This is a genomic window from Methylobacterium sp. ARG-1 (assembly GCF_001262595.1).
Classification (GTDB): domain Bacteria; phylum Pseudomonadota; class Alphaproteobacteria; order Rhizobiales; family Beijerinckiaceae; genus Methylobacterium; species Methylobacterium brachiatum.
In genome coordinates, this window is sequence record NZ_LHCD01000001.1 from 128700 (window position 1) to 152659 (window position 23960).

At 68.4% G+C, this 23960-nt stretch carries 23 protein-coding genes and 2 pseudogenes; 21 read left to right on the forward strand and 4 right to left on the reverse strand.

Features of this window, described 5'->3' with window-relative positions; all coding sequences use genetic code 11:
- Positions 1-136: 136 nt before the first annotated feature.
- From AKJ13_RS00605 to AKJ13_RS32475, 18 genes and pseudogenes are all read left to right on the forward strand, one after another.
- Positions 137-598: a (2Fe-2S)-binding protein gene (locus tag AKJ13_RS00605; RefSeq protein WP_050731659.1), complete on the forward strand. Its 462-nt coding sequence runs from the start codon at positions 137-139 to the stop codon at positions 596-598.
- 14 nt (positions 599-612) lie between these two features.
- A complete protein-coding gene (locus AKJ13_RS00610; protein ID WP_050731660.1) occupies positions 613-2808 on the forward strand; it encodes a molybdopterin cofactor-binding domain-containing protein in 2196 nt (731 codons plus the stop codon).
- Positions 2805-3098 carry a cytochrome c gene (locus AKJ13_RS00615; protein WP_050731661.1) on the forward strand — a complete coding sequence of 98 codons (294 nt, stop codon included), beginning with the start codon at positions 2805-2807 and terminating at the stop codon, positions 3096-3098. Before AKJ13_RS00610 ends, AKJ13_RS00615 begins: the two co-directional genes overlap by 4 nt.
- Positions 3099-3133: 35 nt before the next feature.
- Positions 3134-4363, forward strand: a complete 1230-nt coding sequence (locus AKJ13_RS00620) for an NAD(P)/FAD-dependent oxidoreductase (RefSeq protein WP_050731839.1) — start codon at positions 3134-3136, stop codon at positions 4361-4363.
- Positions 4360-4830 (forward strand): sulfur oxidation c-type cytochrome SoxX, encoded by a 471-nt coding sequence (soxX, locus tag AKJ13_RS00625; RefSeq protein WP_050731662.1) that lies wholly within the window; start codon positions 4360-4362, stop codon positions 4828-4830. The genes AKJ13_RS00620 and soxX overlap by 4 nt, the downstream gene beginning before the upstream one ends.
- A 29-nt stretch (positions 4831-4859) precedes the next feature.
- The gene (locus AKJ13_RS00630; protein WP_050731663.1) at positions 4860-5312 is read left to right on the forward strand and encodes a SoxY-related AACIE arm protein; all 453 of its coding nucleotides are present in this window, start codon (positions 4860-4862) and stop codon (positions 5310-5312) included.
- Between the two features lie 5 nt (positions 5313-5317).
- Positions 5318-5638 (forward strand): thiosulfate oxidation carrier complex protein SoxZ, encoded by a 321-nt coding sequence (locus AKJ13_RS00635; RefSeq protein WP_050731664.1) that lies wholly within the window; start codon positions 5318-5320, stop codon positions 5636-5638.
- 8 nt (positions 5639-5646) lie between these two features.
- Positions 5647-6438 (forward strand): sulfur oxidation c-type cytochrome SoxA, encoded by a 792-nt coding sequence (gene soxA, locus AKJ13_RS00640; RefSeq protein ID WP_050731665.1) that lies wholly within the window; start codon positions 5647-5649, stop codon positions 6436-6438.
- 202 nt (positions 6439-6640) lie between these two features.
- Entirely contained in the window at positions 6641-7327 is a 687-nt protein-coding gene (locus AKJ13_RS00645; protein WP_050731666.1) for a zinc metallopeptidase, read from the forward strand.
- Between the two features lie 646 nt (positions 7328-7973).
- The gene (locus tag AKJ13_RS00650) at positions 7974-8912 is read left to right on the forward strand and encodes a MurR/RpiR family transcriptional regulator (RefSeq protein ID WP_050731840.1); all 939 of its coding nucleotides are present in this window, start codon (positions 7974-7976) and stop codon (positions 8910-8912) included.
- Complete coding sequence (locus AKJ13_RS00655) at positions 8909-9886, forward strand: isoaspartyl peptidase/L-asparaginase (protein ID WP_050731667.1); 978 nt, start codon at positions 8909-8911, stop codon at positions 9884-9886. Before AKJ13_RS00650 ends, AKJ13_RS00655 begins: the two co-directional genes overlap by 4 nt.
- 8 nt (positions 9887-9894) lie before the next feature.
- Positions 9895-11808: a dipeptide ABC transporter ATP-binding protein gene (locus tag AKJ13_RS00660; RefSeq protein ID WP_050731668.1), complete on the forward strand. Its 1914-nt coding sequence runs from the start codon at positions 9895-9897 to the stop codon at positions 11806-11808.
- Positions 11809-11839: 31 nt separating this feature from the next.
- A complete protein-coding gene (gene gsiB, locus AKJ13_RS00665; RefSeq protein WP_244471467.1) occupies positions 11840-13387 on the forward strand; it encodes a glutathione ABC transporter substrate-binding protein GsiB in 1548 nt (515 codons plus the stop codon).
- A gap of 105 nt (positions 13388-13492) precedes the next feature.
- Entirely contained in the window at positions 13493-14413 is a 921-nt protein-coding gene (gene gsiC / locus AKJ13_RS00670; RefSeq protein WP_050731669.1) for a glutathione ABC transporter permease GsiC, read from the forward strand.
- Positions 14414-14420: 7 nt separating this feature from the next.
- Positions 14421-15323: a glutathione ABC transporter permease GsiD gene (gene gsiD / locus AKJ13_RS00675; protein ID WP_050731670.1), complete on the forward strand. Its 903-nt coding sequence runs from the start codon at positions 14421-14423 to the stop codon at positions 15321-15323.
- The gene (locus AKJ13_RS00680; RefSeq protein ID WP_050731671.1) at positions 15320-16396 is read left to right on the forward strand and encodes a P1 family peptidase; all 1077 of its coding nucleotides are present in this window, start codon (positions 15320-15322) and stop codon (positions 16394-16396) included. The genes gsiD and AKJ13_RS00680 overlap by 4 nt, the downstream gene beginning before the upstream one ends.
- 3 nt (positions 16397-16399) lie before the next feature.
- Complete coding sequence (locus AKJ13_RS00685) at positions 16400-17215, forward strand: M55 family metallopeptidase (RefSeq protein ID WP_050731672.1); 816 nt, start codon at positions 16400-16402, stop codon at positions 17213-17215.
- Positions 17214-17312: pseudogene (locus AKJ13_RS32475) on the forward strand (IS630 family transposase); the annotation flags it as partial. The gene AKJ13_RS00685 and the pseudogene AKJ13_RS32475, both read left to right, overlap by 2 nt.
- A 262-nt stretch (positions 17313-17574) precedes the next feature.
- Here the strand turns inward: AKJ13_RS32475 and AKJ13_RS32480 are convergent.
- Positions 17575-17796 carry a hypothetical protein gene (locus AKJ13_RS32480; RefSeq protein WP_244471483.1) on the reverse strand — a complete coding sequence of 74 codons (222 nt, stop codon included), beginning with the start codon at positions 17794-17796 and terminating at the stop codon, positions 17575-17577.
- Here AKJ13_RS32480 and AKJ13_RS32485 point away from each other — a divergent pair.
- The 3 genes and pseudogenes from AKJ13_RS32485 to AKJ13_RS00695 all read left to right on the forward strand — a co-directional run.
- Positions 17785-17862 (forward strand): annotated as a pseudogene (locus tag AKJ13_RS32485) (hypothetical protein); the annotation flags it as partial. The gene AKJ13_RS32480 and the pseudogene AKJ13_RS32485 overlap by 12 nt on opposite strands.
- Positions 17863-17947: 85 nt before the next feature.
- Positions 17948-18403, forward strand: coding sequence for a hypothetical protein (locus AKJ13_RS32490; protein ID WP_244471484.1), 456 nt, complete (start codon positions 17948-17950; stop codon positions 18401-18403).
- Positions 18404-18533: 130 nt separating this feature from the next.
- A complete protein-coding gene (locus tag AKJ13_RS00695; protein ID WP_050731673.1) occupies positions 18534-18785 on the forward strand; it encodes a hypothetical protein in 252 nt (83 codons plus the stop codon).
- Positions 18786-19106: 321 nt separating this feature from the next.
- Here the strand turns inward: AKJ13_RS00695 and AKJ13_RS00700 are convergent, their stop codons facing one another.
- The 3 genes from AKJ13_RS00700 to AKJ13_RS00710 all read right to left on the reverse strand — a co-directional run bounded on the left by AKJ13_RS00700 (position 19107) and on the right by AKJ13_RS00710 (position 23912).
- Positions 19107-20333 carry a hypothetical protein gene (locus AKJ13_RS00700; protein ID WP_082316818.1) on the reverse strand — a complete coding sequence of 409 codons (1227 nt, stop codon included), beginning with the start codon at positions 20331-20333 and terminating at the stop codon, positions 19107-19109.
- A gap of 902 nt (positions 20334-21235) precedes the next feature.
- A complete protein-coding gene (locus AKJ13_RS00705; RefSeq protein WP_050731674.1) occupies positions 21236-21652 on the reverse strand; it encodes an ester cyclase in 417 nt (138 codons plus the stop codon).
- A gap of 97 nt (positions 21653-21749) precedes the next feature.
- Positions 21750-23912, reverse strand: a complete 2163-nt coding sequence (locus AKJ13_RS00710) for a molybdopterin oxidoreductase family protein (protein ID WP_050731675.1) — start codon at positions 23910-23912, stop codon at positions 21750-21752.
- Between the last annotated feature and the right edge of the window lie 48 nt (positions 23913-23960).

Below are 23960 nucleotides of genomic sequence, written 5' to 3' on the forward strand. Positions count from 1 at the left end.
GGCGCATTTGGGGCGCAGAAGTCGGCACGTCTGAACGCCGGACGAAGGCTGCTAACCGTCCGCGCACGCCATCCCTTGAGGGGTCCTCGCATTAGAGATACTGAATACATTAAGATCGTTCCAGAGAGAGGATCCGATGGCACGACTGAACGTCAACGGCGTCGTGCGGGATGTTGATGCCGAGCCCGACACGCCGCTCCTCTGGGTCATCCGCGAGCAGATCGGGTTGACCGGCACCAAGTACGGGTGCGGCATCGCTCAGTGTGGCGCCTGCACCGTGCATATTGACGGGGCGGCCGTCCGCTCCTGCTCAATGCCGCTCTCCGCGGTCGAGCCAGGTCAGAAGATCATCACGATCGAGGGGCTTGCCCCGGATGCCGGCCATCCGGTCCAGCAGGCCTGGGCCGAGCTCGACGTGCCGCAATGCGGCTTCTGCCAGCCCGGGATGATCATGGCCTCGGCGGCGCTGCTGGCGCAGAACCCGCGTCCCAGTGAGGAGCAGATCCGTCAGGAGATCACCAATATCTGCCGCTGCGGCACCTATAACCGCGTGCTCGCGGGCATCAAGATTGCCGCCGAGCGCGGCCAGTCCGGCTGACGGAGAGAGAGCAGATGAATCTCGAATCCAAGGCCTCCCCGCAGGCTGTTCGCCCCACCCGTCGCACACTGCTTGCCGGCGCCGGTCTCTTCACCCTGGGCTTCCACATCCCGTTCCCCGCACGCGCCGCGACCCTCGACGCGGCGCCCGCCACGCCGGAAGTGAACGCCTGGGTCGTGGTGAAGCCGGACGAGACCGTGGTGATCCGCATCGCCCGTTCGGAAATGGGCCAGGGCACGCTCACCGGCCTCGCGCAGCTCGTCGCCGAGGAACTCGGCTGCGACTGGGCCAGGGTCACCACCGAGTATCCGAGCCCGGGCCAGAACCTCGCCCGCAAGCGCGTCTGGGGCGACTACTCGACCGGCGGCAGTCGGGGCGTGCGCGATTCCCACGAGTACGTGCGCAAAGGCGGCGCCGCCGCCCGCACCATGCTTATTGCCGCGGCCGCGAAGGGCTGGGGCGTGCCGCCTGTCGAGTGCCGCGTCGAGCGGGGCGTCATCACGCACGGTCCTACCGGCCGAAGCACCACTTACGGCGCTGTCGCCGCAGAGGCGGCCAAGATCGAGCCGCCGAAGGACGTGGTGCTCAAGAATCCGAAGGACTGGACCATTGCTGGCAAGCCACTGAAGCGGCTCGACACCCTGCCTAAGCTCGACGGCAGCCAGGTCTACGGGATCGATCTCAAGCTGCCTGGCCTGCTCAACGCCGCGATCCGCGACTGCCCGGTCACCGGCGGTAGCGTGAAGAGCTTCGACGCCGCGGCGGTGTCGGGCATGCCCGGCGTGAGACGAGTCATCCAAGTCGGCGACAGCGCGGTCGCGGTGGTGGCCGACACGTTCTGGCGTGCCAAGACGGCCCTCGACGCCCTGCCGATCGTCTGGGACGAGGGCCCGAACGCGAGGGTCTCCAGCGAGACCATCGCGGCGACCCTGCGCGAGGGGCTCGACGCCGAGCAGGCCTTCGTCGGCAATAAGGCCGGCGACGTGGCCGGCGCGCTGAAGGGTGCTGCCAAAGTGGTCGAGGCCGTCTACGGCGTGCCGTTCCAGAACCACGCCACGATGGAGCCGATGAACGCGACCGCGCTCTGGACGCCGGAGCGCTGCGAGGTCTGGACGCCGACGCAGAATGGAGAGGCGGCTTTGGCCGCGACCGCCGACGCCGCCGGGCTGCCGGCCACGTCCTGCGAGGTCTACAAGATCCATCTCGGCGGCGGCTTCGGCCGGCGCGGCGCCACGCACGACTGGGTGCGGCAGGCGGTGCTCATCGCGAAGGAGATGCCGGGCACGCCGGTCAAGCTGATCTGGACCCGCGAGGAGGACATGACGCATGGCCGGTACCACCCGGTCACGCAGTGCCGGATGCGCGCCGCCCTCGACGGGGACGGCAACCTGACCGGGCTGCACATGCGCATCTCCGGCCAGTCGATCCTGGCCTCGGTCGCCCCTCAACGCATGGTCGAAGGCCGCGACCCCGTTACCTTCCAGGGTCTCAATCCCGGAGGACCGGAGGCCGCGATCGGCTACACGATTCCGAACATCCTCGTCGACCACGCGATGCGCAACCCGCACATCCTGCCGGGCTTCTGGCGGGGCGTGAACCTGAACCCGAACGCCATCTATCTCGAATGCTTCATGGACGAGCTGGCCCACGCCGCTGGCCATGACCCGCTGGCCTTCCGGCTGAAGCTGATGGACAACCACCCGAAGCACCGGGCCGTGCTGCAGGCGGTGGCCGAGCGGATCGGCTGGGCCAATAAGCCGCCCGAGGGCATCTACCGCGGCATTTGCCAGACGATGGGGTTCGGCAGCTACGTGGCGGGTGCGGCCGAGGTCTCGGTCTCCGACCAAGGCGAGTTGAAGATCCACCGTATCGTGGCGGCCACCGATCCCGGCCACGCGGTCAACCCGCAGCAGATCGATGCGCAGGTGGCGGGCTCCTTCGTCTACGGTCTCTCGGCCGCGCTCTACGGCGCCTGCACGGTGAAGGACGGGCGAATCGAGCAGACGAACTTCGACAGCTATCCCGTGATGCGGATGGACGCGATGCCGGCAGTCGAGGCCATCCTGATGCCGTCCGGCGGTTTCTGGGGCGGCGTCGGCGAGCCGACGATCGCAGTCGCCGCGCCGGCCGTGCTCAACGCGATCTTCGCGGCGACCGGCAAGCGCGTCCGCCAGCTTCCGCTGAAGGACACGGATCTGCGCCGGGCATGAGGGCGATGACGCCGGCGCTCGCGTTGCTCGCCGCTCTGGCCGGGGGGACGGGCGCGCGCGCCGCCGGGATGCGGCCCTCGCCCGGCGCCTCGTCCTGCACCGGCTGCCACGCTGAGGGCGCCGCCATGGGCGCCCTCGCGGGGCGGTCCGAGGCCGAGATCGTCGGCGCGCTCGACGCCTTCCGCGGCGGCACCCGCCCGGCGACGATCATGAACCGGATCGCCAAGGGGTTCGACGCGCAGGAAAGCCAAGCCATCGCCGCTTGGTTCGCATCGCAGGGGGCGCGGTGAAGCGCGACACCTTTCCCGCGCCGACGCGCCGTGCCGTGATCGGCGCCACTGCGGCGAGCGTGCTGGCGCGCCCGGCTTTCGGCGGTACGGCTCCGCGTGTCGTGGTCGTCGGCGCCGGGTTCGGCGGCGCTACGACGGCGCGCACGCTCGCCGCCGGGGGCGTCGACGTCACCCTCGTCGAGGCGGCGGAGCGCTACATCGCCTGCACGGGCAGCAACGCGGTCGTCGTGGGGCTCCGCGGCATCGACGCCCAGACCTTCGGCTACGAGGCCCTCGCCAGGACAGGGCTTCGGTTCGTGCGCGCGACCGCCACCGGGGTCGATCCCACCGCACGCCGGTTGAGCCTCGGCGACGGGACGGCGCTGCCTTTCGACCGCCTAATTCTCGCGCCGGGTATCGACCTGCGCTTCGATGTGGTGCCGGGCTACGACGAGCGAGCCGCCGCGGCGATGCCCCATGCCTGGAAGGCCGGGGAGCAGACGGTGCTCCTCGCCCGCCAGCTCGAGGCCATGCCGGAGGGCGGCACGGTGGTGATCTCGGCGCCCGCCAACCCGTATCGCTGCCCGCCCGGCCCCTACGAGCGCGCCAGCCTGATCGCGCATTTCCTGAAGACCCGGAAGCCCAAGGCGAAGCTCGTCCTGCTCGACGCCAAGGACACGTTCTCGAAGCAGAAACTGTTCGAGGCCGCCTGGGCGAAGCTGTACCCGGACGTGCTCGAATACGTGCCGCTCGCCTCAGGCGGCGCGGTCACGGAAGTCGACTCCGCCGCGATGGTCGTTCGGACGGACTTCGCGGAGTACAAGGCCGATGTGGCGTGCATCATCCCGCCCCAGCGCGCCGGCCGCATCGCCGCGCAAGCCGGCTGCACCGACCGCAGCGGCTGGTGCCCGATCGATCCCGTGACCTTCGAATCGCGCCTCGTGCCGGGCATCCATGTCATCGGTGACGCGGCGATCGCCGGGGCGATGCCGAAATCCGCCTTCTCGGCGAATTCGCAAGCCAAGGTCTGCGCGCAGGCGGTGATCGATCTGCTGGCCGGACGGAAGCCCGAGAGCCCGAAGCTCATCAACACCTGCTGGAGCCTCGTCGCACCGGGCAACGGCATCTCGATCGCGGGCGTCTTCCGCCCGACCGACGGGCTCCTCGCGGACGTTCCGGGAGCCGGCGGGATCAGCCCCATCGACGCGCCCGATGAGGTGCGCGCGCAAGAGGCAGCCTATGGCGAGAGCTGGTATCGGACGATCACCCGGGACGTGTTCGGATGAGCCAGGGCCGCTCGGCCCTCATTCTCGTGCTGGCGCTCGCCGCCCCGCCGTCGCAGGCCGAGGAGGGCTTGGTACCCACCACGGTCGTCGGCGACGCCATTGCTCAGGGCCTCACCGGCGCGCCGGGCGATGCCGCGCGTGGCCGGGCCATCGTCGTTGACCGGACCCGCGGGCTCTGCCTTCTCTGCCATGCCGGGCCTTTCCCGGAGGAGCGGTTTCAGGGCAACCTCGCGCCGGATCTCACGGGTGTCGGCGGGCGGCTGAGCCCGGGGCAGTTGCGCCTGCGGCTGGTGGACGGACGGGTATTGAACCCGGAGACGATCATGCCATCCTATTATAGCCTCGCGGGGCTCGCCCGCGTGGGGCGGGCGTGGCAGGGGCGCCCAATCCTGAGCGCGGCCGAGATCGAGGATGTCGTCGCCTTTCTGGCGACGTTGCGCGAGGCTGGCCCCGAGGAAAGCCGATGAGCAGGCACAGGAGACGGAGCGCGCGTTCGATGGACCGGCGCGGCGTGCTCGCCGGGTTGGCCGGGACTGTGCTTGTCATCGCGCTGCGCCCCGCCGCCGCGGCGACGCTCCCGCGCACCGAAACGACCGAATCCGCCATCCGGCGCTTCGCGGGTGACAACCCGATCCGGCCGGGCCGGGTGACCCTCGACCTGCCGCCGCTCGTGGAAAACGGCAACACGGTGCCGCTCACCATCAGCGTGGAGAGCGCGATGACGCCCGAGGATCATGTGCGCCGGATCGGCGTGTTCAACGAGAGGAATCCGCAGCCGAATGTCGTCACGGCTCACCTAAGGCCGGGCGCCGGTCGCGCGCAGCTCTCGACACGTATCCGGCTCGCCGACACGCAGCGCATCACCGCTATCGCCGAGATGAGCGACGGGACCTACTGGTCGGCGAGCGCGGATGCCATCGTGACCCTCGCCGCCTGCCTGGAGGGCTGACCCCGATGGCCCGGACGCTGATCAACCTGCCGAAGACCGCCAAGCCCGGCGACACGATCACGATCAAGACCCTGATCTCTCACCCGATGGAAACGGGCTTCCGACCCGGTGCCGACGGCCGCATCCTGCCGCGCAACATCGTGACGGACTTCGTCTGCCGCTTCGAGGACGAGGAGATCTTCAGGGCCGAGCTGTTTCCCGCCTCGGCCGCCAACCCTTATATCACTTTCACCTGGATCGCGACGCGCAGCGGCCGCTTCAGCTTCACGTGGCGCGGCGATGGCGGCTTCGACCAGACCGAGTCCGCGGCGATCACCGTAGCCTGAGCCTGGCCGTGCCGCGCCGCCTGAGCCGTCTGCTGCCGGTGGCTTCCGTGAGCCTGCTCCTCTCTGGCGCTCTCACTGGGGCGGAGCCGATCCCGCCGGCCGAGCGGCGCTCGGGCTTCGATCAGATGAGCCCCGAGATCCAGGCGATGCAGCGGGACGACGGGGCCAATCCCGGCATGCTCGCGGTTGCGGATGGGGAAGATCTCTGGACGAAGGCGCCTCCCTCCGGCCGCCCCGCCTGCGCCGGCTGCCACGGCGAGGCCTCGTCCACGATGCGCGGCGTCGCGACACGCTATCCCGCCTGGGACGCGCGGACCCAGAAACCCATCGACCTCCAGGCCCGGGTCAACACCTGCCGACGGGAGCATCAGCGCGTTGAGCCTCTCGCCTACGAGAGCCCTGACCTGTTGGCGCTCACGGCCTTCATCGTCGCGCAGTCCCGCGGGCTGCCGATTACCCCACCAGACGATCCCCGGCTCGATCCCACACGGGCGGAGGGCCGCGCACTCTTCGAGGCGCGTCAGGGACAGCTCGGCCTGTCCTGCGCGATCTGCCACGACGACCATTGGGGCCGCCGCCTTGGCGCGGCGGCGATCCCGCAGGGACATCCGACCGGCTACCCGCTCTACCGCCTCGAATGGCAGGGTCTCGGCTCATTACAGCGACGCCTGCGCAACTGCCTCACCGGCATGCGTGCCGAGCCCTTCGGGTACGGCGCGCCGGAATACATCGCGCTCGAACTCTACCTCGTGACTCGGGCCGCCCCGCTGCCACTAGAGACGCCGGCCGTGCGGCCCTGATCCACCTTGGGCCAGCCACCTCCCAGTGCCGCGTCCGCATTTCACGTCGGTCACGATGGTAACGCACCAGAACGGGCCGCGCGAACGCCTCGGCCGCCCGCCAAACCGCAACTTCATCCTTCTTCCTGGCCCAAGAGACGCGCAGGTGGTGGTGTAAAGCGCCGCGCTTACACCGACTCGGCCGCGAGCCTACATACGCGGTATGCCTGTCCTCCTGGCGCTCGGCGTCACCCTTCTGTTCGGCCTCGTGTTCGGACCCCAGTGGTGGGTGCGTCGGGCGATGCAGCAACACGCCACCGAGCGGCCGGACCTGCCCGGGACCGGAGGCGAACTAGCCCGCCATCTACTCGACCTGGCACGGCTCGAGGATGTTCCCGTCGAGATCGCGCAAGCCGACCACTACGATCCAGTCGCCAACGTCGTGCGCCTGTCGCCAGAGAGTGATAACGGCCGCTCCATAAAGGCGGTCGCGGTCGCAGCACATGAGGTTTCTCACGCGCTCCAGCACGCGGAGGGGGATCGGCTGCTCGCGGCGCGGGTGACCTTCGCCCAGGTCGTCCGGGGCTTCGAGTTTGCTCCAGGCTTGGTCATGATGACCGCGCCCATCATGCTTGCCGTCACCAAATCCCCCGCCCTACTCGCCTTACAGGTCGGGTTCGGCATCGCGCTCCTCAGCGTTCGCCTCGTGTTTCACCTTTTAACGCTGCCTGTCGAGCTCGACGCGAGCTTCCGCCGGGCTTTGCCCATCCTGGAAACAGGTCGCTTCCTTGACGCTGACGATATGCTTGGCGCCCGCACCGTACTGCGCGCCGCGGCCCTCACCTACGTGGCCTCATCCCTGGTGTCGCTCGTGAACATCGCCCGCTTCCGGCGACTTCTCCCGTTCTAAGACCTGCCAGGCGCGCGACCGCTTTTTGCTCCGCTCAGCTGCAAGCGGACTATCTCCTATCGGCCAAAAGACGTGACGCCGGATCGCCGAAGCTCGCAAGATCAGACATTCGGCTTTGCGCCCATCTCGGCCATTCAGCGGACTCTCATCCTTGCCCGAAAGCGGACCCCAATGTGATGACTCTGATCTACTTGTAGCCGAGCGAGCGCCAGACCTTGCGGTAGAGGCAAGACCTACGCACCACAGTTACAAGCGTCGATCGCCAAGGCCGCCATGTTCGTCGGACCCGACGAAGATCTATCTCGCTCCTGCGATCACGGTTGGGCCACTGATTGAAGTGGCTTCCCGATGCCCCCGCAATGCGACGTACGACCTGCGCAAAGCGAGGCTGCCCTCGGCGCACCGCGTCACCGAAAGCTCTGCTCCGGACCGACGAACCGATCGCCCGCGAACCAAAATTATGCGGCTCGCCTCGGGACGAAGCCCCAGATCCGCATCTGATCACGAGTGAGATGGCCCAATTTGCCTGGAAAGTTCAGCGATTTGTGCAGCCGGTGCTGTGAAAATAAGCATCGAAGCGCTTGCGGGTGATCGAAAAAACTCTCAGACTGACCACCAGTGAGATTTTTTGATCGGCTGGAGCGTCGTGGCATCGGACCAGGAGGAACTGTCTGTCGCGCAGCGGATCGCACAAGCGTTTCCGGCGCTAAGCTCCGCTCACCGAGACGTAGCCCGCTTCGTCCTTGATCATCCGTTGCGCGCTGCGACCCTGCCCGTGAATGAGCTTGCCGACTTGGTCGGCGTCTCAGTCGCCACCGCCAATCGGTTTGCCCGCGCTGTGGGCTATGAGGGCTACGCAAAGTTCCGCGCGGCCCTCGTCCTCGGCTATGAGAAGGCGCTCGCCCCGGTCGAGAAGCTGCGCGGCGGCCGAGATCAAACCGCTACCGCGTCCGGCATCCTTGACGGAGCCTTGGCCGACATCGTCCGCAACATCGAAGCGACACGCCGCGGGCTCGACGGCCAGACCTGTGCGCAGGCCGTCGAGGCGATCCGCCGGGCCCGACGGGTCTACATTGTCGGGCTGGGCAGCAGCAGCTGGCCGGCCGGCATCCTGGCGCGCAACCTCGACGTCAACCGCGAGGACGTCCACCTGCTGGCGACACTGGAGGGGCCCGGCTTCGCCGCCCGGACTCTGCGCCGGCTGACGACCGACGACCTCGTCATCGCGCTCGCAACCCCGCGGTACTTCGCCGACACGGTGCGGCTGGCCGAGATCGGCCGGAAGCACGGCGCCGCGGTTCTGGCGCTGACCGACGGACCGCACTCGCCCCTCGTCGCCACCGCTACGATCGCGCTCTACGCGCAGACTGACTGCCACTACTTTGCCGCCTCAGATGCCAGCCTGACGGCCCTCGTCGAGGCCCTGGCGAGCGCCTTCGCCCACGCCACCGTGGATCTCGTCCCGGCCGCGACGCAGGTGACGGAAGCCGTCCTGCCCTGGCTCGACCGCGACTACGCCGCCTGGCCGCCGCAGGGCGGAACCGACGACCTGCCCGACACCCCGCCCCCGGGAACCGTTCCATGAGCGACCACAGCCCCGTACTCGTAATCCACGGCGGTGCCGGGACGATCGCGTCGGGCCAGGCCGATCCTGTCGAGGCGGGCTATCACGCGGCCCTCGCCGAGATCCTTGCGGCCGGAGCGGCCTGCCTCGCCGCCGGCGGCAGCGCCCTCGACGCCGTGAGCTGCGCCGTCGACCTCCTGGAGGAGTGCCCGCTCTTTAATGCCGGCCACGGCGCCGTCTTCACCAGCGCCGAGACCCACGAACTCGACGCCGCGATCATGGACGGCGCCACCCTGTTGGCCGGTGCCGTTGCGGGGGTCGCGCGGGTGCGCCGGCCCGGCCGCGCAGCCCGCGCGGTGATGGAGGCGGGCGAGCACGTGCTGATGGCCGGGGCCGGCGCCGAGGCCTTCGCGCTGCAGCACGGTCTGGAGATGGTCGAACCGAATTTCTTCTCGACGGAGGCCCGCCGCGACCAGCTCCGCCGGGCACTGGCCGCCGGGCAGGTGGCCCTCGATCACGACACGGCGTCGGGGCCCCTCGACGAGACCCGCAAGTTCGGCACGGTGGGCGCCGTCGCCCTCGACCGGGACGGCCATCTCGCCGCCCTGACCTCGACCGGCGGCATGACCAACAAGCGTCCCGGCCGTATCGGCGACTCGCCGCTGATCGGCGCGGGCACCTACGCGGACGACCGGACCGCCGCCGTCTCCTGCACCGGCACGGGCGAAGCCTTCATCCGCGTCGCGGCGGCGCACGATGTCTGCGCGCGCATGGCCTACGGGGGCCAGGACCTAGCGGCGGCGGCCCGGGCGGTGGTCGAGGACGCGCTCCCGGCGGTTGGGGGCCGCGGCGGACTGATCGCCGTCGACGCGCGCGGCCGTGTCGCGATGCCGTTCAACACTGAGGGCATGTATCGCGGCCTCGTCCGCCCCGGCGAGGCACCAACCACCGCGATCTTCGGCGAGTCCCGCCGCGTCCCAGCTCCCGCGCGCTGAGATCCGCCATGCCGACCATCGCAGCCGGAACCGGCTCTCCCACCGCGATGCCCGACGGGCGCGTCGTCTCCGTCACCAGTCTCGCCGTCCGCTTCGCGACCTCCGAGCGGGTCGTGGAGGCGGTCCGCGACCTGTCGTTCCACGTTGATGCCGGCGAGACCCTGGCGATCGTCGGCGAGTCCGGGTCCGGCAAGTCCGTGACCTCGCTGAGCCTGATGCGCCTCGTCGAGCACGGCGGCGGCCGGATCGCGGCCGGGCAGATGCTGTTCCGGCGCGGCTCGGGCGAGGTCCTCGATCTCGCTGCCGCCCCGAACGCCCAGATGCGGGCGATCCGCGGCGCCGAGATCGCGATGATCTTCCAGGAGCCGATGACCTCCCTGAACCCGGTCTTCACCGCCGGGGACCAGATCGCCGAATCGATCCGCGTCCATCAGGGGAAGAGCGCCTCCGCCTCCCGGGCCGAGGCCATGCGGATGCTCGACCTCGTGCGCATCCCCGAGGCGCGCAACGTCCTCACGCGCTACCCACACCAACTCTCCGGCGGCATGCGCCAGCGCGTGATGATTGCCATGGCGCTGTCCTGCAAGCCGCAGTTGCTCATCGCCGACGAGCCGACCACGGCCCTCGACGTCACGATCCAGGCGCAGATCCTCGAGCTGATCCGCAGCCTCCAGGCCGAGATGAGGATGGGCGTCGTCTTCATCACCCACGACATGGGCGTGGTGGCCGAGATCGCCGACCGCGTGCTGGTCATGTACCGCGGCGACAAGGTCGAGGAGGGGGCGGCGCCCGCGCTCTTCGCTGCGCCGCGCCACGTCTACACCCGGGCGCTGCTCGCCGCAGTGCCCAAGCTCGGCGCCATGGCGGGCAGCGACCTGCCGCGGAAGTTCGACCTGCTGCGGGCCGAGGCCCGGGAACAGCCGGCAGGGCAGGCGGCCCCAGCCGCAGTCGACGCGCCCCATGACACCGTTCGCGCCGGCGCTGGTCCGATCCTGCGGGTGCGCGACCTCGTCACCCGGTTCGACATCCGCGGTGGCCTGCTGAACCGCGTGCGCCGCCGCGTCCACGCGGTGGAGCGGGTCAGCTTCGATCTCCATCCCGGCGAGACCCTGGCCCTCGTCGGCGAATCCGGCTGCGGCAAGTCCACGACGGGCCGCTCGCTCCTGCGCCTTGTGGAGAGTGAGAGCGGCCTGATCGAGTTCGACGGCGGCAACGTCCGCGACCTGCCCCCCGGCCGGCTCCGCGGTCTGCGGCGCAACATCCAGTTCATCTTCCAGGACCCCTACGCGTCCCTCGATCCCCGCCTGACCGTGGGCTTCTCGATCATGGAGCCTCTGCTGGTCCATGGGATCGCGACGCGCCGCGAGGCCGAGGCGCGGGTGGCGTGGCTGCTCGAGCGCGTTGGGCTGACCCCCGACCAGGCCCAGCGCTACCCGCACGAGTTCTCGGGGGGACAGCGGCAGCGCATCGCTATCGCCCGGGCCCTCGCCCTGAACCCGAAGGTCATCGTCGCCGACGAGGCGGTCTCGGCCCTCGACGTCTCGATCCAGGCGCAGATCGTGAACCTGATGCTCGACCTCCAGCGCGAGTTCGGCCTCGCCTACCTCTTCATTAGCCACGACATGGCGGTGGTCGAGCGGATCAGCCACCGGGTGGCAGTGATGTATCTCGGCCAGATCGTCGAGATCGGCCCCCGCCGGGCGATCTTCGAGAACCCGCAGCACCCCTACACCCGCAAGCTGATGGCGGCGGTGCCGGTCGCCGATCCGGCCCGCCGGCACCTGCGCGCCCGCCGGCTCCTGACCGACGAGATCCCGAGCCCGGTCCGGGCGCTCGGCGACGAACCGCAGGTCGCGCCCCTCGTCGAGATCGGCCCCGGTCATCTCGTCGCCCGCCACACGGTCGGCGGCCTCGCCGCCTGACACCCCCTATCCCCGCCAGCAGGATCGTCCCATGCCCCGAGGCCTGACCATGTTCGAGCGCTTCCTCCTCGCCGCCGGCCTGCTCGCCGCGGCGGCCGCCCCCGCTGCCGCCGCGGGCGACCCGATCCTGGCGATCAGTGGCCAGCCCGAGACCCTCGACCCGTACAACACCAACACGACACTCACGACCGCCGTCACCAAGTCGTTCTACGAGGGCCTCTTCGGCTTCGACAAGGACCTGAAGGTCCGCAATGTCTTGGCCGAGAGCTACGAGAGCTCGCCCGACGGTCTGGTCTACACGTTCAAGCTGCGCGAGGGCGTCAAATTCCACGACGGCACGACGTTCGATGCCGCTGCGGTCAAGACCAACCTCGACCGCGTCCTCGACCCGGAGAACCACCTCGCGCGGTACAACCAGTTCAACCGCATCAAGACGATCGAGGTGCTCTCACCCGCAAGCCTGCGCATCACCCTGAAGGAGCCCTTCGGGCCGTTTATCAACTCGCTGGCCCACGCTTCGGCGGCGATCATCTCGCCCACAGCCCTGAAGAAGTACGGCAAAGACATCGCCTTCCACCCGGTCGGCACCGGGCCGTTCACCTTCGTCGACTGGAAGCAGACCGATTACGTCAAGGGCGCGAAGTTCGCCGATTACTGGCAGGCCGGCTTCCCGAAGGTCGACACCATCACGTGGAAGCCGGTGCCCGAGAACGGCACCCGCGCCGCCATGCTGCAGACCGGCGAGGCCGACTTCGCCTTCCCGCTGCCCTACGAGCAGGCCAAAATGCTCGAAGCCAGCAAGAAGCTGAAGATCGAGGTGCACGCCTCGATCATCGAGCGATATCTCAGCATGAACGTGCTGCAGAAGCCGTTCGACGACCTGCGCGTCCGCCAGGCGATCAACTACGCGATCAACAAGGAGGCCTTGGCCAAGGTCGCCTTCTCGGGCTACGCCTTCCCCGCGCAGGGCATCGTCCCGCAGGGCGTGCGCTACGCCCACAAGATAAATCCCTGGCCCTACGACCCGGCCAAGGCGCGCCAACTCCTGAAGGAGGCCGGCTACGCCAACGGCTTCGAGGCGACCCTCTGGAGCGCCTACACCACCACCACCGCCCAGAAGGCGATTCAGTTCCTCCAGCAGCAGCTCGGCCAGGTCGGCATCAAGGTGCAGACCCTGGCCCTGGAGCCTGGCCAGCGCACCGAGTGGGTGCAGACCGCGCCGGATCCGAAGACCGCCCGCGTCCGCCTCTACTATGCCGGCTGGTCGTCCTCGACTGGCGAGGCCGACTGGGGCCTGCGGCCGCTGCTGGCGACGGAGGCGTGGCCGCCCAAGCTCAACAACACCGCCTACTACAGCAACGCCGAGTTCGACGCCCTCCTCGCCAAGGCGCTGGTCTCGACGAACGACGCGGAGCGGGCGGAGCTCTACGCAACGGCACAGGAGATCGTGATGAAGGACGCCCCCTGGGCGCCGCTGGTTACCGAGCAGAATCTCTACGCGACCTCCGCGCGGCTCTCCGGCGTCTACGTCATGCCCGACGGCAACATCGATTCCGGCGAAATCGCTGTCACTCAGTAGCCGCCAATCGCGGACCCTGCGCCGGCTGGCCCGATCGTTGGCCGGCCCGGCGCGGCGCGCCCGCGCGATCGCTTCACGGAAACCCCGGATCCCGGGCGCGAGCCTATGCTGACCTTCCTGCTCAAGCGGCTCCTCGGGCTGCTGCCGACGCTGCTGATCGTCTCGGTGCTGGTCTTCCTGTTCGTCCACCTGCTGCCCGGTGATCCGGCCCGGCTGGCAGCCGGGCAGGATGCCGACGCCCAGACGGTGGCCCTGGTGCGCACAGAGCTCGGCCTCGACCGGCCCCTGCCGGAACAGTTCGTGCGCTACTTCGCCAACCTCGCCCGCGGCGATCTCGGCGTCTCGATCCGCACCCGCCGCCCGGTCTCGATCGAGATCGGCGAGCGCTTCCTGCCGACCCTCCTACTCACCCTCACCAGCATGGCCTGGGCGGTCGCCTTCGGGCTGATCATCGGTATCGTCTCGGCGGTCTACCGCAACGAATGGCCCGACCGGGTCGGGATGACCCTCGCCGTGTCCGGCATCTCGTTCCCGGCCTTCGCGCTCGGCATCCTCCTGATGCAAATCTTCTCGGTCGAGCTCGGCTGGCTTCCGACCGTCGGTGCCGACACGTGGCGGCACTACGTGCTGCCGTCGCTGACGCTCGGCGCGGCCGTGGCCGCCGTGATGGCCCGCTTCACCCGCGCGGCCTTCGTCGAGGTGATCGGCGAGGATTTCGTGCGCACCGCGCGTGCCAAGGGCCTCAAGGAGCGCGTCGTCATCGCCAAGCACTGCCTGCGCAACGCCCTGATCCCGGTCGTGACCATGATGGGCCTGCAGTTCGGCTTCCTGCTCGGCGGCTCGATCGTCGTGGAGGCGGTGTTCAATTGGCCCGGCATGGGCCGTCTGCTCGTCGATGCCGTGAACCAGCGCGACTACCCTGTGATCCAGGCCCTGGTCCTGCTGTTCTCGCTGGAGTTCATCCTGATCAACTTGGTCGTGGACGTGCTCTACGGCCTCATCAACCCGACCATCCGCTACAGGTGAGCCGGCCGTGACCGACATCCTCGTCCCCGCCGCCCCCACCGTCGCGCCCGTCCCCACCGGCATCAGGACGCCGTGGTCGGAATTCTGGCGCAAGTTCCGGCGCCAGCGTGTCGCCGTCGTCGCCCTGGGCTTCATCGGCCTGCTGCTCGCGGTGGCCGTGCTGGCTCCGTGGATCGTGCCCTACGACCCGGTCAACGACTTCGACTACGACCGGATCAACGAGGGCCCCTCGCTCGCGCACTGGCTCGGTGTCGATCCCCTCGGACGCGACATCCTGAGCCGCATCGTCGAGGGCGCGCGGATCTCCCTCGCGACTGGCTTCCTCTCGGTCGCCGTCGGCGGCCTGGTCGGGACCGTGCTCGGTCTCCTGGCGGGCTATTACGGCGGCTGGTGGGACCGGATCGTCATGCGGATGTCCGACGTGCTGTTCGCCTTCCCGGGCATCCTGCTGGCGCTCGGCGTCGTCGCCATTCTGGGCTCAGGGCTCGTCAACGTCGTCGTGGCGGTCTCGGTCTTCAGCGTCCCGGCCTTCGCGCGCCTCGTGCGCGGCACGACCCTGGTCCTGAAGAACACCACCTACATCGAGGCCGCGCGGAGCATCGGCGCTCCCGACCGGACGATCATCCTGCGCCACATCCTGCCGGGCACGATCTCGGGCATCGTGGTCTACTTCACCATGCGGCTGGGTACCTCGATCATCACGGCCGCGAGTCTGTCCTTCCTCGGCATGGGCGCGCAGCCGCCGACGCCCGAATGGGGCGCCATGCTCAACGAGGCCCGCGCCGACATGGTCTCGGCGCCGCACGTGGCGCTGTTCCCGAGCCTGGCGATCTTCTTCACGGTGCTGGCCTTCAACCTCCTCGGCGACGGCCTGCGCGACGCCCTCGACCCGAAGATCGACCGCCTGTGACGGACATCGCCCCTCCGCGCCCCGCGCCCCGCGTCGGCCGCCTGCCGCGGGGCGCGGGCGACGCCATCACCGACGTCCCGGGCGTGACGGTCGGCCATTGCACGCTGGCCGAAGGCGACGTGCAGACCGGGGTGACGGTCGTGCGGCCGCACGGCGGCGATCCCTACCGAGACCGTGTTCCTGCGGCCGGCATCGTGCTGAACGGGTTCGGCAAATCCGTCGGCCTGATGCAGGTCGAGGAACTCGGCGTGCTCGAGACGCCGATTGCCTTGACCAACACCTTCTCCGTGCCGGCGGTGGCCGCGGCCCAGATCCGCGCGGCGATCGCCGACAATCCAGAGATCGGGCGCACGCTGCCGACGCTCAACCCGCTCGTGTTCGAGTGCAACGACGGCTACCTCAACGACATCCAGCGTATGGCGGTGGAGGCGTCCCACTATCGCGACGCCCTCGGCGCGGCCGGCGCCGACGTCGCGGAAGGATCGGTAGGGGCCGGGCGCGGGATGTCGAGCTTCGGCCTCAAAGGCGGCATCGGTACCGCCTCCCGGCGGGTCCGCACGCGCACGCGCGGCCGCTTCACGCTGGGGACCCTCGTCCTGTCGAATTTCGGCAAACCGTCCCAGATCCGGGTCTGCGGCACGCCGCTCGCCGCCCACCTCCGGGCAGCCGCGGACGAACCGGAACCGGCCGCGGAGGCCCCGGAGAAGGGGTCGATTATCATGATCGTCGCCACCGACGCGCCCCTCGACGCGCGCCAGCTCCGCCGCCTCGCCCTGCGGGCCGGGGCGGGCCTCGCCCGGACCGGGTCGGTGTTCGGCCACGGCAGCGGCGACATCGCGCTCGCTTTCTCGACCGCCTACACCGCGCCGCACGATCCCATGCGCCCGATGCCGGCGCTCGCCCTGCTGCACGACACGGAGCTCGACCCGCTGTTCGAGGCCGCTGCGGACGGGATCGAGCAGGCGATCATCCACGCTTTGTGGCGGGCCGAGGCGGTGACGGGCCGCGACGGCCACAGGCGGCGCGCGCTGTCCGATCTCCTGCCCGGCTGGGCCGATATCCTCGGAGCCTGAGCGATGCGCATCCTGATCTCGACGGATATCGAGGGCGTCGCCGGAATCTACCATCGCGTCCAGACGACGCCGGGCAACCCCGAATACGAGCGCGCGCGGCTGCTGATGACGCGCGAGGCCAACGCCGCCATCGCGGGCGCGTTCGACGGCGGCGCGCGGGCGGTACTGGTCAACGACTCGCACGGCGACTTCCGCAACATGCCCCCCGACCTCCTCGATCCCAGGGCGCAGGTCGTGCAGGGTAAGCCGCGGCCCCTCGGGATGATGGCAGGCCTCGATCAGGACATCGATGCGGTTTGCCTCGTGGGCTACCACTCACGGGCGAGCGGACGGGGCATCCTGGCCCACACGATCAACAGCTTCGCCTTCGCCCGGCTAGAGATCAACGGCCTTGAACTTGGCGAAGCCGGTCTCTATGGCGCGCTGGCTGGCGAATACGGCGTGCCGGTCGTGATGGGGAGCGGCGACGACGTCTTCATCGCCGAGAACCATGCGCTGTTTCCTCAGACCCGATTCGTGGAAATCAAGCGTGCGACGGGACAGAACAGCGGCATCAGCCTCTCGCCCGCGCAGGCCTGCGCGGCGATCCAGAAGACCGTCGCGGCGGCGCTGCGGGATCATGCAGCGCAGCCACTCCGCTTCGACGCTCCTTTCGAGATCCGCATGTGGGCACAATCTCCTGCTCTGGCGGATCTGTTCTGCGTTTGGCCGGCCCTGCGACGGGGAGAGGGCAATGAATTCGCATTCACTGCCGCACGCATCGAGGAGGCCGTTCGGATGATCAACTGCTTGTCAGCGATGTCGGCGGCGCTCCGGTGAAGTGAAGGCGGCGCAGGAGGCGTGGTTCGCGGCTTCGCCCGACCTCGACCCCGGCCGGCTCGACTTCCCCGATGAGCCAGCGGCAGCCACCTCAATTGGGTTGGTAGAAGAACGTCCGCTTCTCCGGGCAGCCTTCTCTAAAGCGGTCATTCCGCTTTCGGCCAGATTACGCCATGCCGGATAGCCGACAGGCGCAAAACCGGTCCTTCGGCTTACCACCTGCACGAACTCTCTGTAGTCACGTCCTGGGATCGCGGGTGAGTGGCGGCCTGTAGGGACGGGATGGGGCTGCGCGGATGCCGATCAGCAGGATGGACCTCGTAGACTCGGCCTCGCCGGAGGCGCTCGTCAAACGCATCCTACAGGCTGAGCCGAACCTTTCGGTGCCCGTGCCGATCCAAGACCTGTGCGCGCGCCTTGGCATTCTCGGAATAGAGGACCTCGACACCGACGAGTTCGAGGGTGGCCTCGTTACTGACGCGAAGCGGTGCGAAGGCACCATCCTCGTCAAGCGCGGGGGCGAACCGCGTCGCCGCTTCACCATCGCGCATGAACTCGCCCACTTCCTGCTGGCGCACCACGTCCCGGATCAGCCCGGCCAGTTCCTGTGCAAGAGCTCTGACCTTCTCCGCGTCACAGCGAAGGAGGGTGATCAGCGGCAGCGCAGGGAGGTCGAGGCCAATCGCTTCGCCACTCTCATGTTAATGGCCTCCGCACCTGTTGCGGGGAGCCATGGCGGCCTTTCGCGAGCCCAATCTGCAGCACGTTCTCATGCTCGCGCGCGACTTCGCGGTCGGCAAGGAGGCGGCGGCTCGGGCCTACGTGCAATACCAACCCGAGAGGATCGCCATCGTCGTGGCGGGCAATGACCGGGTGCAGCGGTGCTACCGCAGCCTCTCCTTTCCGGCCATCATCTCCGCGGTCGGCAGCCCGGTCCCGACAGGCTCGCTCTATCACAGTGGTCCACATCAGCCGAACATCGCGAGCGACATCGCCGCGTGTAGTTCCGATCTCTGGATCGACGTGAAGCGCGACCTCCGCGCGCCGTCCCTCTACGAGCAGGTTTACCTTCAGCAGAACAAGTTTGCGATGATCCTCCTGCGTCTGGAAGCTGTCCCGGAGGAGAGCGCGGAGGAACGCAGGCTGGATGAGGGCTGGCGTCACCGTTTCCACTCGGGGCGACGGTAGGCAAGACCTAGCCCTGATGGAACAGCCCCGACGGCTATCGCCTGCTGCTTCGTCAGAGCGGGCGGTACCGCCGTCCCGAGGCTGATCCGGCGCACTCCTCAGGTCGGCATAGGAGCAATGTGGGTCGTGAATGGCGGGAACTGACGACTATCTTCGGTTGGTCCTCAATCTGGCTGCGGAAGAGGGAGCGTTCCTCGACCCGGTCGGCCGCGCTGAGGACGCCGAGCTGAACGCTATGGGCACCGCGTCTGTAACGTCTCCTGCGGTGTCGCTGATGATCACGAACCGTCAGCGAGCGGCGCTTCGTGAGCTTGGCTTTTCCGAAGAATCCATACGGCAGATGACGCCCGCCGAGGCGCATGGGAAGCTTGGATTGGCCTAGCTGTCGTCATCTGAACGCGGATCAGGCGGCTGCCGGCGGCGGCGATGGTGTCGTCGCGAAATGGGCGGTTGTTACGGCGGGGCTGAGCTACAGCTCGCCGGTCGCGGATAAGGCCGCATGTGTACAGAACCGGGCCACTCGAACCTCTCTAGTTTCAAACACTTGCACGGTGCACGAACCGGGCAGAATCAGAGATGTGCCTGGGTGGGTGAGCCGGTGTGGCTCACGCGTCCGCGGCGGTGTGAGTTTGCGTCAGAAACGGGTTCGAATCGGCAGCATGTGATTGCCGCCGGCTCGTGTCGTGCATTGTTTATTCTGCAATCACGCAGCAGCGCGGGCCCGGGTCGCGGGCCGAGTGCGCTGCGATCGTGAACGGTTGATCGGCTTGCTCGCGCTGGTGGTGTCGACGGTCGGCATGTGCGTGGGCGCTGCTAATGCTTCAGCAGCGGGTACGAATGCGGCGGCTCCCATCGCGAGTTCGAGCTCGCCGTCGAGCAGCCACCAATCGGTGTAGCGTCGATGAAGCGTCGCGGCTTGTACAGGGATGCCAGCCGCTGCCAGCGCGGTGAACGCGTGTTCCAGTGTGAGCGGGATGAACGGGATCGGGCCGGCGGCCGGGTCCGTGAGGTGACGGTTGTAAGTTGCCGCGGCGCCGTGTGCGAGTTGATTGTGCGCGGGGGCGATGAAGGCAAGCGTGGCCGTGTCGGCGAGGCCGGCGGTGAGCATGGCGGCTGTGAGGCAGTGCTGGCGATAGAGCTGCTGGCAGGCTGGGCCGGTCAGGGTCGGGTCGTCGGGCGCGATGAACAGGCCTGGGGTCGTATGCGCGATCTCCGTGTGCCGCGGGTTGGGCGGTGGGGCAGGTTCATATCCGGCTTCGCTGTACTTCATCTCGATGCAGATGAGCGCCCGGGCGCCGGACGGCGCGGTGCCGCGAACGACGACGTCGAACGCGGTGCGGTCGGCGGTAAAGCGTGCGTCGCCGCGGCCAGGGCTGTGCTCGAACAGGATGTCTGTGACCTCTGCCAGTGCGTCGGGGAATAGCTCTGCCATGAAGCGGGTAGCTAGCGCGGGGTCGGCGGCGAGTGGACCGAACAGGTTGAAGGCGAGCGGCTGCGAAGACAGCAGGTTGGTGCGCAGGCGGCCGATGTCGTAGGCGGCGCCAGGTTCGCGGTAGGCCAGCGCCCTGGCGGCCACCGCGGCGATGGAGGGCGTCATGAAGTTGGCGCCGGTGCGGCCGGCTGCGATCGATATGCGCGAGCCGAGGCGGCGGACGCGGTGGGGGTTGGCGCGATCGAGATGGGTGCCGATTGGCAGGTCACGGTCCTCGCGCCAGAGGGCTTGGAGGAAGCGGGCCGCTGCCTTGAAGCGGTGGTCGGCGGGGACGAACACGTGGTGACGGCGGCGGGCAACCTCGGGGATGAGCGGCAGGTGGGAAGGGGGTGCGCCGAGGCCAGACGGGTCGAGGGTGTTGTGGGCGGCGAGGATGTCGCCGGTCTCATTAAGGCTACCAGCATCGGTTGGCGGCGGCAGGGGGATATTGATGTCCATGTCGAATTGCCTCGTGTCGGCCGCGGGTGTGCGGCCGACACGGGATTCCCGGGACGGGCGGAGGGATGAACAGGTGGCGGCGTAGGGCCGACGCCGACGGAGCATGGCCAAGCGCTGGGGAGGCCGGCGGTAGCGGAGGGCTGGGGTGGGCCGGTGGGCCCGCGGCGGTGGGCCTGCCCGGGGCCCAGGCGCAGGTAGAGAGGGGTTGGATGCGATGTAGCCGTTGGGACACGCACTCGACATGCGCAGCCGTGCGTCAAAGCGCCGTCAGGTCATTGAGAGTCCGAAACGCGCCACTTCCGGACCTTCTGCCACAACCACTGGAATGGCTGCTCTTTGCTCGCAAGCAGCCTCTGCACGGAGTTGTCGAGCGGCGAGGCTACAAAATCTTCCCGCCGGGAACACCGCGCCCGCCTCCCGAGCCAAGGCCGCCGAGGACGAAGCCGGGCGCGTCCAGGTGCGTCTCGCCAAGGTTGAGAACCAGCTCGACCGCTTCCGCGCCGAGGAGTTCTGGGATCGCGTCATACAGGAGATAGCCGAGCTCTTGACCGAGAACGGCCCCCTAACGCTGACCGAAATCCCGCCGGAACTCAATTCAGGGTCAGCGGCACACCCCGTCGGTCATCCCAAAAGCCGCTTTGACACCACCACGAGCCAGCCAGGAGCGCGACCCGTAACCGCTAGCGCACGGGGTATCACATCCACCTACACGCCACCCGAGCTCGAAGTTGCTTTCCGGCGCCTCCGAGAGGGTTTTCGTATCTCACCCTCAACGTCCGTCGGGCATCTCCCAGCGACTGGGAAGCGTCTCCTACATCGGAGTTCGCCGTCTTCCTCATGGCCGACAGGCTGCTGGCCAACGGCGAATGGCCCATACAGCCTGAAGACGCTTCTACGTACGGCTAGGTCCAGCCGAGTTCCTTTACCGCCCGGGCGTCGTTCCAGATCTTCGTCAGGCCGACAATCCTGTCGCCCTCGAACTGCATGACGTAGACGTAGTCGGTCGACGTGGCCTTGCCCGTGGGCGGGCATGGGCCGCCCTCGCCAGTGTGGGTCCCGTGGAAGACCCCGTAGGCCGCCACGTTCCGGCGCTCCTCGTCGGTAGCGAAGGACCGCACCTCGTACCGACCGTCGGGGATGACGGTCAGGAGCCCCTTCATCCACTCCGTGTAGTCCCGCACTGAGGTTACGCCGGCGAGGGCGTCGGCCTGGGCCGAGAAAGTCGCGTCGGGGGCACAGTAGCGCTCGCATGCCTCCCAGCCCCCGCCCGTCTCGCAGGCGTCGAAGAAGGCTCTCGCAACCGTCGTGATGTCGCCCATACTTGGATCGTCCTTTCCCGTGGTCAGACGCGCCGCGTGTAGCGGATGCTTTCCGCGCGAGCACCGTCTCGGAGTGCCTGCGCGGGAGGCCGTTCGGCTAGTTCGCCCGTGAGACCTCGACGAGGTTGTCGGAGAAGGACGGCGCATGGCCCATGTCGGTGAAGGCGCCCGACGAGATGCTGTTGACCGTGCCCTCGTTCAGCTGGCGCCAGTAGCCCAGCGTCGCCACCACGATGCCGGCGTTCACGTCGTCGGTGATCCGCGCCACGCCCTTGAAGGCGCCGCGGTCGTTGGCGACCTGAACCCGATCGCCATCGCGGATCCCGCGGGCGTCGGCGTCGGCTTGGCTGATCATCACGAACTGCTCGCCCTGGCCCTTCTGCTTGTCCTCCATGTTCGCGTAGCAGGAGTTCAGGAAGTAGTGGCTCTTGGGCGAGACGATGTTGAGCGGGAAGCGCTTGGCCAGCTCGGGATCGCTGGTGTGGGATTCCCGCGGGCCGAGGTAATCCGGCAGCGGGTCGAGCGCCTCGCCGGGCTGGAAGCCCTCGTACATCTGCCGGAACGGGGGAGCGACGAAGTTCGTGGCGCCCTCGACCTTCAGCATGCACTTGCCGGTGGGCGTCGGGAAGTTGCCCTCCCGATGCGGCGCCCGGTCGTCCGGCGTGCCAACCTTGAGGCGGGCGAAGCCGTGCTCGCGCATGTAGGCGAGGTCAATGCCCTCGCAAGCCGGGGCGTTCCAATCGACGTAGTGCTCAAGGCACTCGCTGTCGCTCCACTTGAAGTTCTCCTCCTCGTAGCCGAGCCGCGCGGCGAGCTGGCGGAAGATCTCGTTGTTGGGGATCGCCTCGCCTGGCGCCTCGGCGCACTTGGTGTTGTAGGTGAGGTAGAGGTGGCCCCAGGACAGGATCATGTCCTCCATCTCCGCGCCCATGGTCGCCGGCAACAGAATGTCGGCGTAGGAGGCGGTGTCGGAGATGAAGTGTTCGGCCGAGACCATGAACAGGTCCTCACGCATCAGCCCCTCGACGATCTTGTCGGTCTCGGGCGCCTGCGTGACGGGGTTCGAGTTCCAGCACATCATCGACATGATCGGCGGATCGAGCTTCATCTCGCCGGTGAGGGCGCGACCGATCTGAAGGTTCGAGACGACGCGGGTGCCCTCCGGGATTAGGTCCGGGCGGCAGATGACGTCGAACTTGTAGGGGTGCTCCCAAACGCCGAACTGAGTGATGCCGCCGCCGACATGACGCCACGCGCCGGTCAGCGCCGGGATGCAGGCGACCGCCCGGATGGTCTGGCCGCCGCCGTAGTGGCGCTCCAAAGCCACGCCGATGCGGATGCCCACCGGCTGCTCGGTCGCCATCTCGCGGGCGAGTTTGCGGATGTCGTCGGCGGAGACGCCGGTGATCTCGGAGGCCCATTCGGGCGTGCGGGTGCTGGCGCGCTCCTTCAACTCCTCGAAGCCGACCGTGTAGTTGTCGACGTAATCCTGATCGACGAGCCCCTGCTCCATGATCGAGTTGATCAGCGCCATGGCGAGCGCGCCGTCGGTGCCGGGCTTCGGCGCGATGTGCCAGTCGGCGGCCTTGGCGGTGCGCGAGGCGTAGGTGTCGATCACAACGACCTTGGCGCCCTTCTTCTGCGCGTCCTTCACGATCGCCCAGTGGTGCAGGTTGGTGCTGACCGAGTTGCAGGCCCAGATGACGATGTACTTGGAGTGGATGTAGCTGTCGGGGTCGAGGCCCGCGGTCGGGCCGACGGTGAGGAGCCAGGCGGTGCACGAGCCCTCGCCGCAGAAGGTGCGCTCGGTGACGGTAGCGCCCATGCGGTTGAAGAAGGCGTCACCGCCGTTCAGCCCATGCACGAGGCCCTGGTTGCCGAGGTAGCTGTAGGGCGCGATGGCCTGCGGCCCGTACTGGTCGATGATCGCCTTCCAGCGCGTGACGATGGTGTCCAGCGCCTCGTCCCATGTGATGCGCTCGAACTCTTTCAAGCCCTTCGGGCCGACCCGCTTCATCGGATAGAGCAGCCGGTCCGGATGGTAGTGGCGCTTCTCGTAGTCCTTCAGCTTCACGCAGAGCCCACCGCGGGTCATCGGGTGGTCCGGGTTGCCGCGCACGCCCTGAAGCTGACCGTGCTTGACGTCGAACAGCATCGAGCAGGTATCGGGGCAATCGTGCGGGCAACCGCCGAAGAACGTTTCCGTCAGGCTCTCGGCCTCGGCGACGATCAGGGAGTCCGGCTTGACGATCTCGTTCATGATTCCTCCGCGGTCGAGCGCCTGGCCCTCTTTGTCTGGCGGGGAGGC